The following is a 16463-nucleotide window of genomic DNA, read 5'->3' as shown; positions in this document are numbered from 1 at the left end:
GGCTTCAGCCCTTGGGCGGCGGGTCGGGCAGCAGGCAGGCCTCGGCCACCTGCAGATCGTTGTCGCGTGCGAAGTTGATGACGAAATCCCAGGCCATGGGCTCGTGGTCGCGCAGGTCGCGGTGCACCACCACGCATTTCACACCATTCATCGTGGTGGGGATGCACCAGGGCGAATAACTCAGATGGCTGCCAGGCCGCGCTCCGCCGGGGCGAAAGCTGCTCATCACCCCGGCCAGCCGCTCGGCCCAGTCACTCGGGCGAAAGGTCTTCCCGTCGTGGGTGATGCCTTGGATGAAGACTTCTTTGGAGGAGGGGGAAACCATCGGCGGATTGGAGTGGTAGTAAGGGTGCCCGAATGCAGGATCACTGCATGCTGCACCGCAGCGCGACATTCTAACTCTTATATAAGAGCTAGCCCCCTAATCCACCTCCCGCATCGGGAATCGGCCCCGGTTTGCTGCCAACGTACGGCATTGCAGTAATGCGCAATCGTCAACAGCCGTTCACCGTGCTCCCCCTAGAATCGTGCTTCGCTTTCTCGGGCTTTGATCCCACCAGGGCAGCCCATTCACCGCACCGTCAGGAGATTTCTGCATGACCGCTACCACCCCGGCAGCTTCGCCCCACGTGATGAACACCTATGGCCGCGTACCCATCGCGCTGGCCCGCGGTCAGGGCAGCCGAGTCTGGGACGTCAACGGCAAGGAATACCTGGACGGCCTGGGCGGCATCGCCGTCAACACGCTGGGCCACAACCATGCCAAGCTCGTTCCAGCGCTGCAGGACCAGCTCACCAAGCTGATCCACACCTCCAACTACTACCACGTGCCGCTGCAAGAGCAGCTCGCCGCCAAACTGGTGGAGCTGTCGGGCATGCAGAACGTGTTCTTCTGCAACTCGGGCCTCGAAGCCAACGAGGCGGCCCTCAAGATCGCCCGCAAGTTCGGCGTGGACAAGGGCATCGCCAAGCCCGAGATCGTGGTGTACGAGAAGGCCTTCCACGGCCGCTCCATCGCCACCATGTCGGCCACCGGCAACCCCAAGATCCACAACGGCTTCGGCCCGCTGGTCGAAGGCTTCATCCGTGTACCGCTCAACGACATCGACGCCATCAAGCAGGCCACTGAAGGCAACCCCAACGTGGTGGCCGTGTTCTTCGAGACCATCCAGGGCGAAGGCGGCATCAACGGCATGCGCATCGAATACCTGCAGCAGCTGCGCAAGCTGTGCGACGAGCGCGGCTGGCTCATGATGATCGACGAAGTGCAGTGCGGCATGGGCCGCACCGGCAAGTGGTTCGCCCACCAATGGGCGGGCATCGTGCCCGACGTGATGCCCCTGGCCAAGGGCCTGGGCTCGGGCGTGCCGATCGGCGCGGTGGTGGCCGGCCCCAAGGCCGCCAACGTGCTGCAGCCCGGCAACCACGGCACCACCTTCGGCGGCAACCCGCTGGCCATGCGCGCCGGGGTCGAGACCATCCGCATCATGGAAGAAGATGGCCTGCTGGCCAACGCGGCCAAGGTGGGCGACCACCTGCGCGCGGCGCTGCAGCGCGAGCTGGGCAGCTTGCCCGGTGTGAAGGACATCCGCGGCCAGGGCCTGATGCTGGGCATCGAACTTGCCAAGCCCTGTGGCGCGCTGATCGCCCGTGCGGCCGAGGCTGGGCTGCTGCTGTCGGTCACGGCAGACACCGTGATCCGCCTGGTGCCACCGCTGGTCCTCACCACCACCGAGGCCGACGAGATCGTCGCCAAGCTGACCCCGCTGGTCAAAGCCATCCTGGCTGAATGAAGAGCAAGCACGCCATGACGCTGAAACATTACCTGCAGTTCAACGACCTCACCGCCGACGAATACGCGTACCTGTTCGAGCGCGCCGCGCTCATCAAGAAGAAGTTCAAGGCCTACGAAAAACACCACCCCCTGGTGGACCGCACGCTGGCCATGATCTTCGAAAAAGCAAGCACCCGCACCCGCGTGAGCTTTGAGGCCGGCATGTACCAGCTGGGCGGCTCCGTGGTGCACCTGACCACAGGCGACAGCCAGCTGGGCCGCGCCGAGCCCATCGAAGACAGCGCCAAGGTCATCAGCCGCATGGTCGACCTGGTGATGATCCGCACGTACGAACAAGCCAAGATCGAAAGCTTCGCCGCCAACTCGCGCGTGCCCGTCATCAACGGCCTGACCAACGAATACCACCCCTGCCAGATCCTGGCGGACATCTTCACGTACATCGAGCACCGCGGCGCCATCAAGGGCAAGACCGTGGCGTGGGTGGGCGACGGCAACAACATGGCCAACACCTGGCTGCAGGCGGCATCGCTGCTGGGCTTCAAGGTGCATGTGAGCACGCCGCGCGGCTACGAAGTGGACGAGAAACTGGCCGCTGGCGCCCGTGGGATCAGCGCTGGCAGCTATCAATTCTTTAGCAACCCGCTCGAAGCCTGCCAGGGCGCCGACCTGGTCACCACCGATGTGTGGACCAGCATGGGCTACGAGGCCGAGAACGAAGAGCGAAAGAAGGCCTTTGCCGACTGGTGCGTGGACGCCGAGATGATGGCCGCCGCCAAGCCCGACGCCCTCTTCATGCACTGCCTGCCCGCCCACCGCGGCGAAGAGGTCGAAGCGGATGTGATCGACGGGCCGCAGTCGGTGGTGTGGGACGAGGCAGAAAACAGGATGCACGTGCAGAAGGCACTCATGGAGTACTTGTTGCTCGGGAAGGTTGCCTGAGCGGCAAGTCCCATGCCCTGGCGCCGCCAACCAGCCCACAGCGCCGAACTGCAGGCGCACTGGAACGCACTGGGCCAGGCGCTGGGCCGCGACACCCACACTTGGCGCGCCGAGGGCCGCCGCCTGATCCTGAGTTGGGCCCACTGGCCCCGTGCGTACCACGACACCACACACATGTGGGCCTGCCTGCGGCATCTGCAGGCCGTGCAAGACCAGCAGCCCGACGCCCTGCAAGACCCCCATGCTGTGGCCCTTGCGCTGTGGTACCACGATGCGGTCTACTGGCCGTGGAGCAAGCACAACGAGGAACGCAGCGCTGAATGGGCCGCGCGCTTTCTGCGCAGCCAGGGTCTGCCCGAATCCATGGTTGTGCGCGTGCACCAGCACATCCTCGACACGCGGCACTGCCCCGGTGCGTTGACCGGCGATGCACAGTGGGTTGTCGACATCGACCTGTCCATCCTCGGCCAGAGCGATGCGGTCTACCGCCAGTTCGAGCGCAACGTGCGGCGTGAATACTTCTTTGTCCGCTGGCCGCGCTACGTGGCGGGCCGCAGCGCGGTGCTGCAAGGGTTTGTGGACCGGCCGCGGATTTATGGCTCGGAGTGGTTCCACGAGCGCTATGAGGCACAGGCGCGCGCAAACCTCCAGAACGCCTTGCAAGCTCTGTCCGCAAGCCGCTTGTACGGCTGAGCAGGTCACAGCGCCGCCCCGCGCAGGGCTCAGTCCAACCGCAGGCTCATCAGCGCAGCGTCGAAGTACACCCCGTCAAGACACACTGCCTCCGGCTCCACACCGTATGTTGAGAAACCCAGCGACCGGTACAGCTGGGCCGCCGCATCGTTGGGCAAATACATCATGAGATTGATCCGCCGCGCACCTTGAGCGCGTGCGTGCTCAATGGCCCGCACAACCAGCCTGCGCGCAAAACCTCGGCGTCTGAACCGTGGGGAAACAAAAGTGCCCCACAACAATACTTTGTGGCGAGACGATGCGAATTTGCTCTGCCATGCCACGGCTGCTGTCCCCGCCAACACACCATCGCAAAAGACTCCGAACACGGCATTCGGCGCCGGATACGCCAGTTGCTCCCTGAAGCCGTCCAGAGAGCGGCTCAGTTCTTCTTCCAACGTGAGACCCATGGGTATCGGGTTGTCCGCTGTCAGTTCGCGGCGCAGCGACGAAAACACCTACGCATTGGCAGCAGACAGCTGCCGCATTTCGATCAAAGCGTTGGAGGCATCCATGGTTTCAATGGGATCAATAGACATTTGGGATTAAGCCGCTCAGCTGCCAGTGAGGGGCATGACCTGCTGCCGGCGACGATCAGAACTGCGTGCCCACCGTCAGGTACACGCGCTGTGTCAGCTGCATGCTGCTGGTGCTCAGTAGCGGCACCGGGCCCGATGCATCTACGCGGTCGCGGCGAAAGCGCGCGTCGCCTACGTTGTAGATGCCGAGACGCCAGTAACCCAGGCCTCGCACCAACTGCCCCACGTACACATCCAGCATCGCATGGGCACGGCTGCGACCCGCCAACACCGGGTCGACATTCTGATCTGCAGGCCCGGTCATCGACAGCGTGGCGCCGCCGTACCAACCGCCTCCGCGCGGCATAGGGCGGGCTGCACTCAACGTGACGATGTAGCGGGCTTGCCCGGGAATGCGCTGGCCCTCGTTGCGCCCACTGGTCATGCGCGACTGCAGCAGGCTGGCGTTGGCAGACAGCGTCCAGTCGCTGGCCAGCCCCAGCCAACCCAGGCCGGTGCGGGCGTCCGCCTCCAGGCCCCAGACCATGGCGTCGCCCACGTTGCTGCGCTGCTCCACCCAACGCGCGCCCTGTAGCTGGAGCGTGGGCGCGAGCGCATCGCTCACCCTGCGCACGAAAACGTTCAAGCCCATGTGGCCCGCCGCCAGCCGGCGCTCGAAGCCTGTGTCCAGCGTCCACGTCACTTCAGGGCGCAGGTTCGGGTTGCCAACGGTATCGGGGTTGCTCAGGCTGTTGCTGCCCTGGCTGGGAATGGTCCGATCGACCAAGTCCCACACGCGGGGCAACTGCGTCACGCGGGCCAGGTTGGCGCGCCACTGCAGGTCGTCGGACAGCGGTGTGCGCGTGTGCAGCGAGGGCTGCAAAATGTTCCATTGCCTCTGGCCCGCCACCAGCGAGCTGCCACCATGGAGCGTGACCTGCTCGCCCCGCAGCCCGAGGGTGAGCGTGGTGTTGGCGGGAAGCTCCCATTCGTTTTGCCCCCACAGTACGGCGCGGCGGATTCCAGACTCCAACGCAGTGTTCGACTGCAAATCGCCACTCGCTGTAGTGCGGACGTGCAACTGACGGTCTTCCAGCTGCGCACCCACGCTCCAGAGCAAAGCGCTGGTGGTGCCGGTGAGCTTGGTACTCAGGCTCACCAGGTCCTCCCGCCGGTCATCCAGAAAGCTGTAGCTGTCGGTCACTGCAGCGGCCCCCGCCATTCCCGCAGCGCGGACCAGCGTTCCATCGCGGTCCACGGTGTCGCTCGCCCGGCTCGCAGCCAGCGTAGTTTCGAGCTTGCTGGCGGCAAAGCGGTGCGTCCAGTCGGCCGCGGCCTGCAGGTAGCGGCGCTCGTAGCGGTGTGCTTCCTTTGAACTCAGCGCATAGGTTCCATCACCGCTGCCCACGCCGACCGACTCGCCGGCAAACTCGCCCCGGCTGAACGTTGCGCGCAGCGTAAGCTGGTCTTCCGCGCTCAGCCGACCGCTGACGCGCGGGACCAACGCATAGTCATTGCGTCGATAGCGAGCGCTGGTGTCCGACTGGGCGACTTCTGCACCCGCACGCTGCGTGCTGCGGTGGGTGTCCGAGCCCAGCAGCAGCCCTGTGGCCGACGCGGCCACGAAGTACGACCACGGCGGGCTGTGCGCTGCATCACTCTCATCGCCAGCCTGTGCCGGCGTGGCGCCGATAGGACCCGTGCGCGAGAAGAAGGCCTGGCCCGCATTGCGCCCCCACACATGGTTGTCCGTCAGGCGCAGCACCGTCTCGCGCTTGACCGTGGCTTGGCGCAGCACGATGTTGATGGTGCCGCCCGTAGCGCCTGAGAATTCCGCCGTGGGCGCGCGCACCACCTCGATGCGCTCGATCAGCTCTGGCGGCAGTTGGTCGATGGGCAACTGCGATCGCTTGCTGCCTACGCGCTGTCCATCCACCAGCAACTGGGTCGCGCCACGGTCCATGCCGCGCATGCGAATCTCCACACTGCCGTCCCCTGACGGCGTCACCTGCACGCCGGGCAACTGACGCAGCACATCGGCCACCGAGAAAGCGCCCATCTGCTCGATGTCATTGCGGTCCACCACCACCAGCGAGCCCGCGGCAAAGAAGCGCTGCTCGAGCGAGCGGCGCGCCGTCACCGTCACGCCCTCCAATTGCGGGGGCGCGCCCGCTCCCTCGGCCTGACCCTGGGCCCACGCAGCATGGCCCGCCAGACAAGTCATCCACATCGCGGCATGGCGCTTGATTTTTCTCATACCTACCCTCCTCCGGTCATTGTCCAGCGCGTGTCTTAAGCGCAGCCAAAGACGGCGCGCCAACATGCTGTTGCCCCGTCCAACCGTGGTGCAAACCGCCACAATCCCCCCATGCACATCCTGCTCATCGAAGACGACCTGGACCTGGGCCGGGCCCTGCAGTCCGCGCTGAAGGTCGAGGGACTGACCAGCGAGTGGCTGCGCCGCGCGGTGGACGCGCCCGCCACAGTGGATGCCACCACCGTGGACTGCGTGCTGCTGGACCTGACGCTGCCCGACGGCAGCGGGTTCGACCTGCTGGCGCGCTGGCGGGCGCAGGGGGAGCAGGTGCCCGTCATCGTGATCACCGCGCGCTCGGCGGTGGAGGACCGGCTGGCGGGACTGGACGGCGGCGCGGACGACTTTGTGATCAAGCCCTTTGCCACGGCCGAGCTGATGTCGCGCATCCGCGCGGTGCTGCGCCGCAGCGCGCGGCAGGCCAGCGAGCGCTGGGTGCTGGGCGAGCTGGTGATCGAGCCCCGGCGCCACCAGGTGCGGCGTGGCAGCGAGGCGCTGGACTTGTCGCCGCGCGAGTTTCAGCTGCTGCTGGAGCTTGCGCGCGAGCCTGGCGCCGTGGTGCCCAAGGGCGTGATCGCGCAGCGGCTGGACCCGCTGGGCGAGCCGGTGGACTTTGGCGCCATCGAAGTGCATGTGTCCAACCTGCGCCGCAAGATCGGGCCAGAGCTGATCCGCACGGTGCGTGGCGTGGGCTACCTGCTTCAAGCATGAGCGCACGCACGACATTGCACGCCAGATGGCAGCGGCTGGCCGAGCCCACCCTGGTGCGCCGCAGCGTGGTATCGGTGCTGCTGGCGTTTGTGCTGGTCTGGGGGGTGTTGCTGTGCTACATCTTCATGACCTACAAACACACCATCACCAACGACCCGGGCCTGCAAAAGTACGGAGACGCCCTGCTGGTGTCTCTGCAGGACGTGACCGACCCCGCACACGCTGCAGCGGCCATCGACTCCACCGAAACGTGGACCTACATACGACGCCGCCAGATTGGCATTTTTCCTGGCAAGACACTGCACGCACTCAGTGATGCAGACGGCAATCCGGTGTTTGCCTCGCATGAGTTGAAGACCCTGAATCTACCCCCCAGGCACCCGGAGGCGGTGGGCGTGATTACCGAAGCCATCGCAGAGGGCACCGTGTACCGCATCTACACAGGCCACAACGCCCGGTGGGCCTTGCAGGTGTTCGAGCCCAAGCGCACGGATGCAGCCTTTCTGGCTTACAACGGCCGCTTCATCCTGCCCTACCTGCTGCTGGCCATGCCCTTCGTGCTGGTGCCCGTGTGGCTGTCGGTGCGCAACGGCCTCAAGCCGCTGCAGCAGTTGGCCAGCCGCATTGCCCGGCGCAACAACGACGACCTGCAGCCTGTGGGCTTCGACGCCCGCCACCGCGAGCTCAAACCGCTGGAGCAGTCCCTGGACACCCTGCTGGCCCGCATGCGCCAGAAAGTCGAACGCGAACGCGCCTTCGTGCAGGACGCCGCCCACGAGATCCGCACGCCCCTGGCCGTCATCACCGCCCAAGCCCACGTCATGGCACGTTCGCAAAGCGAAGCCGAGCGCACGCAGGCCCAGGCGCACCTCGAGCAGGCCATCGCCCGCACCTCGCACCTGGCGCAGCAGCTGCTGGACCTGGCCGCGCTCGATGAAGCGCAGCGCCCAGCCCCGCGCGACCTGGACGTGGCGCAGTGGCTGCGCGCCGCGCTGGCGCAGGCCGCGCCGCGGGCCATGGCCCGGCAGATCGAACTGTCGCTGGACGCGCCCGACAGCCTGACTGCGCGGCTGGACCTGCCCGCGCTGGAATCGGTGGTGCACAACCTGCTGGACAACGCGGTGCGCTACTCGCTCGCAGGCGGCACGGTGGCTGTCGGCCTGCGGGTGGACGACGGTGGCACAACGCTGCAATTGGCGGTGCAGGACGACGGGCCGGGCATTCCAACCGCTGAGCAGGGCAAGGTATTCGAACGCTTCTACCGCGGCCCGGGCCATGCGGCCGGTAGCGGTAGCCACAACGATGGGGACCATGCCACCAACGGCTCCGGCCTGGGCCTGGCCATCGTGCGCCAGGCCGCGCTGCGCATGGGCGGGCAAGTGCGGCTGGGCCAGGGGCTGGGTGGGCGGGGCGTGGGATTCTTCGTGGAGATACCGCTGGCGGCGCGCCGGGGCTGATGCGGCGCTGATCCGAGCGGGCCATGGCCGTCGTGACAACCGCTGGCCATCGGCCTGATGAGCTTCAGCCTCAGCGAACTCGCGGCCTGATGAGCTTCAGCCTCAGCGAACTCGCGGCCTGATGAACTGCAGCCTCAGCGACCTCACCATCCGTTCGGGCTGAGCCTGTCGAAGCCAGGGCATGCCCCAAGCGTACAAGGCTTCGACGGGCTCAGCCCGAACGGATTGGGGGTATGTGACGCATGTGGCCATCCAAGCCATCCAAGCCATCCAAGCCTATTAGATGCTCCAGCGCCCTCTACCGCTTGATGGACAAGCGCAAGCAGCTACAAATAATATAGCAACCCATATCAATGCCGCGAGCGTGGCATGGCCACTGTTTTCTCGGCAGCCTCGCCCGGCAACGATGCTGCAGGACCGCAGCCACCGCCACCGCTACTGCAGCTGCTGCACCCCCCACCGCCGTCCCCGCTGCCGCAGCCCGGTGCCTGCACCAGCGCCGGATGCACCCGGCCCAGACGTTGCCGCCAACCCTGCGGCATGTAGCGCCACGCCACGTAGAGCATGGCAACGGCCACGATCACGCCGACGATGATGTCCTGGGCCATGGTTGTCTACCCTCCACCCATCGCCAGTGCGATGCGGTACGTCACGAAGCTGGCCAGGTAGGCCAGCGCAAACAGGTACGCCGTCATGATCAACGGGTACCGCCAGCTGTTGGTCTCGCGCTTGACGGTGGCGATGGTCGACAGGCACTGCGGCGCGAAGATGAACCACACCAGCAGCGACAGCGCCGTGGCCAGTGACCATTGGGCGGCGATCAGCGGGCCCAGCTGCGCGGCAGTCTCCTCGCCCGTGGCAGACAGCGCGTATACGGTGCCCAAGGCCCCCACGGCCACCTCGCGCGCGGCCATGCCGGGCACCAGGGCGATGGAGATCTGCCAGTTGAAGCCGATGGGCGCGAACACCACCGCCAGCAGGCTGCCGATCTTGCCCGCCAGGCTGTATTCGATGGCGGGCCCGGTGGCGCCCACCGGTGGCGCCGGGAACGACGACAAGAACCACAGCAGCACGGTGAGCGCCAGGATGATGCCGCCCACGCGGCGCAGGAAGATCTTGGCGCGCTCCCACAGGCCGATGGCCAGGCTGCGCACGCTGGGCCAGCGGTAGGTGGGCAGCTCCATCAGCAGCGGCGCGGCACCGGTGTTGGTGCGCGCCAGCCGGGCCACGGCGGCCACCGCCATGGCGCTGACGATGCCGGCCACGTACAGCGCGAACAGCACCAAGCCCTGCAGGTTGAACACACCGGCCACCGTGCGCTCCGGGATGAAGGCCGCGATGAGCAGCGCATACACCGGCAAACGTGCCGAGCACGTCATGAGCGGCGCGATCATGATCGTCACCAGCCGGTCGCGCCAGCTCGGAATGGAGCGCGTGGCCATGATGCCCGGGATGGCGCACGCAAAGCTCGACAGCAGCGGGATGAACGAGCGGCCCGACAGGCCCACCACGCCCATCACCCGGTCCAGCAAAAACGCCGCGCGCGGCAGGTAGCCCGAGTCTTCCAGCACCAGGATGAAGAAAAACAGGATCAGGATCTGCGGCAGGAACACCACCACCCCGCCCGCGCCGGCGATGATGCCGTCGGTGAGCAGGCTGCGCAGCGTGCCCTCGCCCATGTTCGCGTTGACCCACGCGCCCGCGGCCTCGGTGGCGGCCTTGATCCAGTCCATGGGCGCAGCGGCCCAGCTGAACACCGCCTGGAACATCAGGAACAGCGTCACGGCCAGAAGCACCATGCCCCACACCGGGTGCAGCACCACCGCGTCGATGCGGTCGTCGCGGTGCAGGCTGACCTGCGGTGCGCGCACCGCCATGTCGATGATGCGGCGCACCTGCTGGTGCAGCTGCATCACCTGCTGCTGCGCGCTGCCTTCGGGCATCGCCACCGGCACCTGCGCGGCAGCCAGCGCCGCAGGCTGCACCGTGTCCAGCCATTGCACCAGTTCTTGCGCACCGCCGCCCCGCACGCCCACGGTGGCCAGCACCGGCATGCCCAGCTCGCGCGCCAGCGCCTCGCGGTCGATCACGATGCCCTGGCGCTCTGCCACGTCGCTCATGTTCAGCACCAGCACCATGGGCAGACCCAGGGAGCGGGCCTCCAGCACCAGGCGCAGGTTCAGCCGCAGGTGGGTGGCATCGGTCACGCAGACCAGCACCTCGGGCGCGGGCTCGCCCGCCCTCCGGCCGGTGACGATGTCGCGCGTGACAGCCTCGTCCATGCTCTGCGCATGCAGGCTGTAGGCACCCGGCAAGTCCAGCACGCGCACGCGCCGGCCGCTGGCTGTCTGCAGCGAGCCTTCCTTGCGCTCGACCGTCACGCCCGCATAGTTGGCCACCTTCTGGCGGGCACCCGTCAGCAGGTTGAAGAGCGCGGTCTTGCCGCAGTTGGGATTGCCCAGCAGGGCGATGCGCAGCGAGGCAGTTGCCGACGGCGCGGTGGTGGAGGTGCCTTGCGCGCTCATGGCTGTACCTCGACGCCGACTTGCACCTGCACCATCGACGCCTCGCTGCGGCGCAAGGCAAACGTGGCCTGGCCAACGCGCACAGCAATCGGGTCCACCCCGAACCCACCGCGTGCGACCACACGCACCGCCTCGCCAGGGAGAAAGCCGATCTCCATCAGACGCAATACCGTGCCCTCTTCCTGCTCGCCGCTGGCGCTGCGAAGGCCCGTCACCAGCGCCGGGGTGTGCAGGGCCAGCCCGTCAAGGCAGGTGGATGGCGCAGGGCCAGTGAAGAACTGCTGCGGCACAGCGGCGCCATCGTGCGAGGTAGTCATCGGAGTCTGATTTTTTGAATGTTATTGATTCTCATTTTAATGACACCAAGGTTGGGAGTTTGGTTCCGTCGAAGAGGGTTGATGCAGCGCAACAAGCCTGCAGGGACTGCCTCGCTAGAAGAGGCTCTGCCATTGCTGCGGCAAACGCACTACGGCTTCAGGTCTGCGGGCTGGAACGGCGCCACATCGGCAGTGCCCATTGCTAGCGCCTTGTTTGTGTTACACCTGAAAATCGCTGGTCACTAAGCATTGCGAAGACGAATGAACGATTACTTCTGGCTCCTTTGTGCGGCGTGGTGTGGTCTCACGGGCGCGGTCTATATACGGTATAGGCTTGGAAAAAGTGTGGCCGCTGGAGAATTTTCCGCAGAGGAGGTCGCATCCTTCACGCGGGCATACGCGCTTTGGATCTCCTGCCCCTGTGTTCTTCTTTGGGTCCTGCAAAGGTCGGTGGGCGACAGCGCAGCGCCGATGTTTCTGACGTGGCCGCAACCGCAGAGATCGCTGGCCCTATCCGTCCAGATTTTTCTGTGGAGCGCACTGCTCTGGTGGGTATTCCTCAAGGATGGCGCCTCGACCCTCTCGAGATACCTGCGCGCGACGCAGCGGAACCTGGGCATCTTCAATGGCCCTGCCGCGATCCGCATAGCTGCCGCTGCTGCAGTGGCAAGCGGGCTGTTCGCAGCCTTTTTCGGTGGTCGTCCCTGACAGACGCACCCACGCGGACGACGCGCTACGCGGGCCTCGGCGCGGGCATGTGGCCATGCAGGGTCGACTCTGGGGCGAAGGTGAACGGCAAGCAGGGTTGATCTTCTGACGCACTTTTTGATAGATCGTTTAGGCTTCAACAAAATATGAAGGGTGTTGGAAATAACCGACACCACGGGTTTTCCGGGACATGCAAACTTTGTCCCATGCCAACCAGCCCCTCTTCCTCCGCCGCCCGCAGGCTCTGGGACATTTCGCCGCCCGTGCATGCGGGCAGCCCCGTGTTCCCGGGCGACACGGCGTACAGCCAGCAGTGGTGCGCCACCATCGGGCCCGGTTGCCCGGTGAACGTGAGCGCCATCACGCTGTCGCCCCACGTGGGCGCGCATGCCGATGCGCCGCTGCACTATGACGAGCACGGTGCCAGCATCGGCGATGTGTCGCTCGACGCCTTTCTGGGCCCCTGCCGCGTGATCCACGCTATCGCGCGCGGGCCGCTCATCACCTGGGACCACATCGCCCACGCGGTGGGCGCCACGCTGCCGCAGCGCGTGCTGGTGCGCACCTACCAGCACATGCCCCAGGACCGCTGGGACGGCGCACTGGCGGCCTATGCCCCCGACACCATCGAGCGCCTGGCAGACCTCGGCGTGCTGCTGGTGGGCATCGACACCGCCAGCATCGACCCGGCCGATAGCAAGACTTTGGACAGCCACCAGGTCATCCGCCGCCGCGGTCTGCGCGTGCTGGAGAACCTGGTGCTCGACGATGTGCCCGAGGGCGACTACGAACTGATCGCCCTGCCGCTCAGGCTCACCACCGCCGACGCCTCACCCGTGCGCGCCGTGCTGCGCGCGCTGGCCTGATCACTCATTTTTTAAAGCTTTTGGGCCGCTACCGCTTGCTGATAAAGCGCCAGCAGCTATCAAAACAGAAGCAAACAACCACCTATCTGCCATGACCATCACTGCACAAGACTGCCGCGCGCTCGACGCGCAAGACCCCATCGCCCCGCTGCGCGAGCACTTTGCGCTGCCCCCGGGCGTGATCTACCTGGACGGCAACTCGCTGGGCGTGGCGCCCAAGGCTGCCGCGGCGCGCGTGGCCGATGTGGTGACGCGCGAGTGGGCCACGGACCTCATCCAATCCTGGAACACCGCGAGTTGGTTCGACCTGCCCCAGCGCCTGGGCAACCAGCTGGCCCCGCTGATCGGTGCGGGCCCGGACGAAGTGGTCTGCACCGACAGCACCTCGATCAACCTGTACAAAGTGTTGAGCGCGGCTCTGAACATCGCCCGCGAGGACAACACCGCGCGCAAGCGCATCGTGAGCGAGCGCAGCAACTTCCCCACCGACCTGTACATCGCCGAAGGCCTGTGCAAGGAACGCGGGCTGGAGCTGGTGCTGGTGGAGCCCGAAGACATCGCCGCCGCGCTGACCCCCGACGTGGCCGTGCTGATGCTCACCCATGTGAACTACCGCACCGGCGCCATGCACGACATGGCCGCCATCACGGCCGCCGCGCATGTCCAGGGCATCCTGTGCGTGTGGGACCTGGCGCACAGCGCGGGTGCGGTGCCTGTCGACCTGAACGGCGCGGGTGCAGATTTTTCCGTCGGCTGTGGCTACAAGTACCTCAACGGCGGCCCCGGCGCGCCGGCGTTTGTGTGGGTACACCCGCGCCACGCCGACCGCTTCTGGCAGCCGCTGTCGGGCTGGTGGGGCCACGCGGCGCCGTTCCAGTTCACCCCTGACTACCAGCCTGCACCCGGCATCACGCGCTACCTGTGCGGCACGCAGCCCATCATCAGCCTGTCGGCCCTGCAGTGCGGGCTGGACGTGTTCACCGCCGCGCAGGCACTGGGCGGCATGGCCGCGCTGCGCACCAAGTCGCTCGCGCTCACCGACCTGTTCATCCGCCTGGTAGAGGAGCGCTGCGCAGGCCACGGCCTGGGCCTGGCCACGCCGCGCGACCACGCACAGCGCGGCTCGCAGGTCTGCCTGACGCGCGACGAAGGCGCGGGCGTCAACGGCCAGGGTAGCGGCGCCTACGCCATCGTGCAGGCGCTGATCGCCCGCGGCGTGATCGGCGACTTCCGCAAAGGGGACGGCGGCACGGGCCCGCACAAGGACATCCTGCGCTTTGGCTTCACGCCGCTGTACCTGGGGTTTGAAGACGTGTGGAATGCGGTGGAGCACCTGCGCCAGGTGCTGGAGAGTGGCGATTGGCAGAAGCCCGAGTTCAACCAGACGCACGCGGTGACCTGAGGCCTGTCGGCATCCCAAAACACCTCAACCGTTCACACCGGGCTTGTCGATGTGCCGCGCAAGGCTTCGACAAGCTCAGCCCGAACGGTCTTGAATGATCGACCGCGAATACGCACGACGCCACGCGAACGCAGGAGACCCACCATGTGCCCTTTTTCCCAGACCACCGTCCCCGCCAGCGACGCACCGGCCGCCGCCCTGCCCGAGTCCATCGTGCACGAGGAACGCGCCCAGCTCGACTTCAGCCAGTCGATGAGCTATGGCGACTACCTGCAGCTCGACGCCATCCTCACCGCGCAAAAGCCGCTGTCGCCCGCACACGACGAGATGCTGTTCATCGTGCAGCACCAGACCAGCGAGCTGTGGATGAAGCTCATGCTGCACGAGCTGCGCGCGGCCATTGCGCACATCGCCAACGACGAGCTGCAGATGGCGTTCAAGATGCTGGCGCGCGTCTCCAAGATCATGGAGCAGCTGGTGCACGCCTGGGACGTGCTGGCCACCATGACGCCGCCCGAGTACACCGCCATGCGCCCGTACCTGGGCCAGTCCAGTGGATTCCAGAGCTATCAGTACCGCAGCATCGAGTTCGCCCTGGGCAACAAGAACCGCGCCATGCTCAAGCCGCACGAGCACCGCGCCGACCTGCTGGCCCAGGTGCAGGCCGCGTACGAGGCGCCGTCGCTGTACGACGAAGCCCTGCGCCTGCTGGCGCGCCGCGGCATCCCCGTGCCCGCCAGCCACCTGGAGCGCGACTGGACGCAACCGTACGCAGAAAGCGACGGCGTGGAGCAGGCCTGGCTGGTGGTGTACCGCAATCCCAAGGAGCACTGGGACCTGTACCAGCTGGGCGAGGAGCTCACCGACCTGGAAGACGCATTCCGCCTGTGGCGCTTTCGGCACGTGACCACCGTGGAGCGCGTGATCGGCTTCAAGCGCGGCACGGGCGGCACCGGCGGCGTGAGCTACCTGCGCAAGATGCTGGACGTGGTGCTGTTCCCGGAGATATGGAAGCTGCGCACGGACCTGTGACGCGGCCCACGCGAACAAGGAGGCTGCTCACTGCACGGTGAACAGGCCTTCCAATCGCCGCTACTGCGCTACTGCTGTCTGCACGGTCAGAGCCCGCACACACTGCGGATGAGAGCGCCGCACGGCACTCTCCAGGTGCTCAGGCTCAGGCAGGGATGACCGCAGGGCGCGGGGCCCGGGACGGCCTCCGCAGCCATTTCACCGCCGCACAGGCGATGAAAGAAAGGCGCAATCAGCGCACGCTGCCTTGCGTGCCGCCCGCCACCATCATGGGGCGGTTGCTGCGGCACCAGATCGGTGCCAGGTGACCGATCTGGATGGTCAGCTCGTTGCCCTTGCCCAGCACGGTGGTCGGGCCGTTGCTGTAGGCGTAGCCGGTTTCAGCCGCCTGCTTGGGCAGGTCCACGGTCCAGCCGCTGCGCAGCAGCACGCCCATGTCCTGATCGGGGAAGAACTGCATTTCCACCTTCTCGCCGTTGCCGCATGCAAACTGCATGCTGCCACGGTCCGTGGGCTCGGAGAAAGCCTGCAGCGCAGGCGGTTGGCTGGCGCAACCCGTCAGCATGAGAGTCACCAGCGCACCCGAACCCAGCACAACCATCTTCTTCATCGGTCACTCCTGACGTCGCGGTGCACCTTGGCGGCACACCCGACAACAACCATCCAACATCCACACCTTGGGGCCTGCGGACTCGCGGCCCCGGCTACCACCCAAGCACAAACCTTGCCACTCCTGCCTGCCGGTCCCCCCCTGCGGGCGGTACCACGCCGGATGGGTCCTCCCGGCCTGCTGGCACGAGGCCGAAGCCACCGGATTCCAGATCCTTCGGAGCCCCCCAGAGGCATGTCCACAAGAGTGCCCCAGGGCTTTCGGCCCGTCATTGGGGTGATCCCCACATCGAGAGGCTCCTCTAAAGTCTGCCCCCGGCCTGTGGCGTGCCTGTGACGGCACCAAAAGCCCCCGGGCATGGCTCCATTGAGATCACCAGCCATCTCAATGGCTTTTGAACTGGTGGATTGCATGCAACTGTTGAAAAGAAAGCAGCCCCGCAGCGGTGCAGGTAGCACCCCATGCAGGGGATCAGGACATACCCTAGGCGGGGCAGGTCGAGCGCTGCCACAGCCACCTGCCACACCGGGCCGCACA

At 66.3% G+C, this 16463-nt stretch carries 16 protein-coding genes; 9 read left to right on the top strand and 7 right to left on the bottom strand.

Annotated features, from left to right (window positions below):
- Positions 1–4 precede the first annotated feature (4 nt).
- Entirely contained in the window at positions 5–325 is a 321-nt protein-coding gene (locus ASF16_RS13625) for a DUF3579 domain-containing protein (protein ID WP_056167907.1), read from the bottom strand.
- Between the two features lie 271 nt (positions 326–596).
- Between ASF16_RS13625 and ASF16_RS13620 the strand changes: the two genes are divergently transcribed.
- From ASF16_RS13620 to ASF16_RS13610, 3 genes are read left to right on the top strand one after another with little or no spacing between them, the layout of a single operon-like run.
- Positions 597–1793 (top strand): aspartate aminotransferase family protein, encoded by a 1197-nt coding sequence (locus tag ASF16_RS13620; protein WP_056167904.1) that lies wholly within the window; start codon positions 597–599, stop codon positions 1791–1793.
- 14 nt (positions 1794–1807) lie between these two features.
- A complete protein-coding gene (argF, locus tag ASF16_RS13615; protein WP_156372069.1) occupies positions 1808–2734 on the top strand; it encodes an ornithine carbamoyltransferase in 927 nt (308 codons plus the stop codon).
- A gap of 12 nt (positions 2735–2746) precedes the next feature.
- Positions 2747–3427 carry a hypothetical protein gene (locus ASF16_RS13610; RefSeq protein WP_056167898.1) on the top strand — a complete coding sequence of 227 codons (681 nt, stop codon included), beginning with the start codon at positions 2747–2749 and terminating at the stop codon, positions 3425–3427.
- A 29-nt stretch (positions 3428–3456) separates the two neighbouring features.
- Here ASF16_RS13610 and ASF16_RS13605 read toward each other — a convergent pair whose 3' ends face one another.
- Positions 3457–3876: a GNAT family N-acetyltransferase gene (locus tag ASF16_RS13605; RefSeq protein ID WP_056167895.1), complete on the bottom strand. Its 420-nt coding sequence runs from the start codon at positions 3874–3876 to the stop codon at positions 3457–3459.
- A gap of 184 nt (positions 3877–4060) precedes the next feature.
- Complete coding sequence (locus ASF16_RS13600; RefSeq protein ID WP_162241079.1) at positions 4061–6241, bottom strand: TonB-dependent siderophore receptor; 2181 nt, start codon at positions 6239–6241, stop codon at positions 4061–4063.
- A 111-nt stretch (positions 6242–6352) separates the two neighbouring features.
- On the opposite strand from ASF16_RS13600, the gene ASF16_RS13595 reads away from it, so the two are divergent.
- Together ASF16_RS13595 and ASF16_RS13590 are read left to right on the top strand one after the other, a co-directional pair.
- A complete protein-coding gene (locus ASF16_RS13595) occupies positions 6353–7009 on the top strand; it encodes a response regulator transcription factor (protein WP_056167888.1) in 657 nt (218 codons plus the stop codon).
- On the top strand, positions 7006–8466 hold the full coding sequence (locus ASF16_RS13590) for a HAMP domain-containing sensor histidine kinase (RefSeq protein ID WP_056167885.1): 1461 nt from the start codon (positions 7006–7008) through the stop codon (positions 8464–8466). The genes ASF16_RS13595 and ASF16_RS13590 overlap by 4 nt, the downstream gene beginning before the upstream one ends.
- A 350-nt stretch (positions 8467–8816) precedes the next feature.
- On the opposite strand, the gene ASF16_RS13585 is transcribed toward ASF16_RS13590, so the two are convergent.
- Genes ASF16_RS13585 through ASF16_RS13575 form a run of 3 tightly spaced genes read right to left on the bottom strand, consistent with a single transcriptional unit; the run spans position 8817 to position 11308 of the window.
- Positions 8817–9074, bottom strand: coding sequence for a hypothetical protein (locus ASF16_RS13585; RefSeq protein WP_056167881.1), 258 nt, complete (start codon positions 9072–9074; stop codon positions 8817–8819).
- Positions 9075–9080: 6 nt separating this feature from the next.
- The gene (locus tag ASF16_RS13580) at positions 9081–10991 is read right to left on the bottom strand and encodes a ferrous iron transporter B (RefSeq protein ID WP_056167879.1); all 1911 of its coding nucleotides are present in this window, start codon (positions 10989–10991) and stop codon (positions 9081–9083) included.
- Entirely contained in the window at positions 10988–11308 is a 321-nt protein-coding gene (locus tag ASF16_RS13575; RefSeq protein ID WP_056167875.1) for a FeoA family protein, read from the bottom strand. Before ASF16_RS13575 ends, ASF16_RS13580 begins: the two co-directional genes overlap by 4 nt.
- Positions 11309–11569: 261 nt before the next feature.
- Between ASF16_RS13575 and ASF16_RS13570 the strand changes: the two genes are divergently transcribed.
- The 4 genes from ASF16_RS13570 (at position 11570) to kynA (ending at position 15316) form a co-directional block, all read left to right on the top strand.
- Positions 11570–12016, top strand: a complete 447-nt coding sequence (locus tag ASF16_RS13570; RefSeq protein ID WP_056167874.1) for a hypothetical protein — start codon at positions 11570–11572, stop codon at positions 12014–12016.
- 206 nt (positions 12017–12222) lie between these two features.
- Complete coding sequence (kynB, locus tag ASF16_RS13565) at positions 12223–12882, top strand: arylformamidase (protein ID WP_056167871.1); 660 nt, start codon at positions 12223–12225, stop codon at positions 12880–12882.
- A 91-nt stretch (positions 12883–12973) separates the two neighbouring features.
- On the top strand, positions 12974–14284 hold the full coding sequence (kynU, locus tag ASF16_RS13560; RefSeq protein ID WP_056167869.1) for a kynureninase: 1311 nt from the start codon (positions 12974–12976) through the stop codon (positions 14282–14284).
- Between the two features lie 144 nt (positions 14285–14428).
- Entirely contained in the window at positions 14429–15316 is an 888-nt protein-coding gene (gene kynA, locus ASF16_RS13555; RefSeq protein WP_056167867.1) for a tryptophan 2,3-dioxygenase, read from the top strand.
- A 232-nt stretch (positions 15317–15548) separates the two neighbouring features.
- Here the strand turns inward: kynA and ASF16_RS13550 are convergent, their stop codons facing one another.
- On the bottom strand, positions 15549–15926 hold the full coding sequence (locus tag ASF16_RS13550; RefSeq protein WP_056167864.1) for an MliC family protein: 378 nt from the start codon (positions 15924–15926) through the stop codon (positions 15549–15551).
- Between the last annotated feature and the right edge of the window lie 537 nt (positions 15927–16463).

This window comes from Acidovorax sp. Leaf78, from assembly GCF_001422735.1.
Taxonomy (GTDB): domain Bacteria; phylum Pseudomonadota; class Gammaproteobacteria; order Burkholderiales; family Burkholderiaceae_C; genus Acidovorax.
The sequence above is the reverse complement of the archived record's forward strand: the minus strand, read 5'-3'. Positions and strand labels throughout refer to the sequence as shown.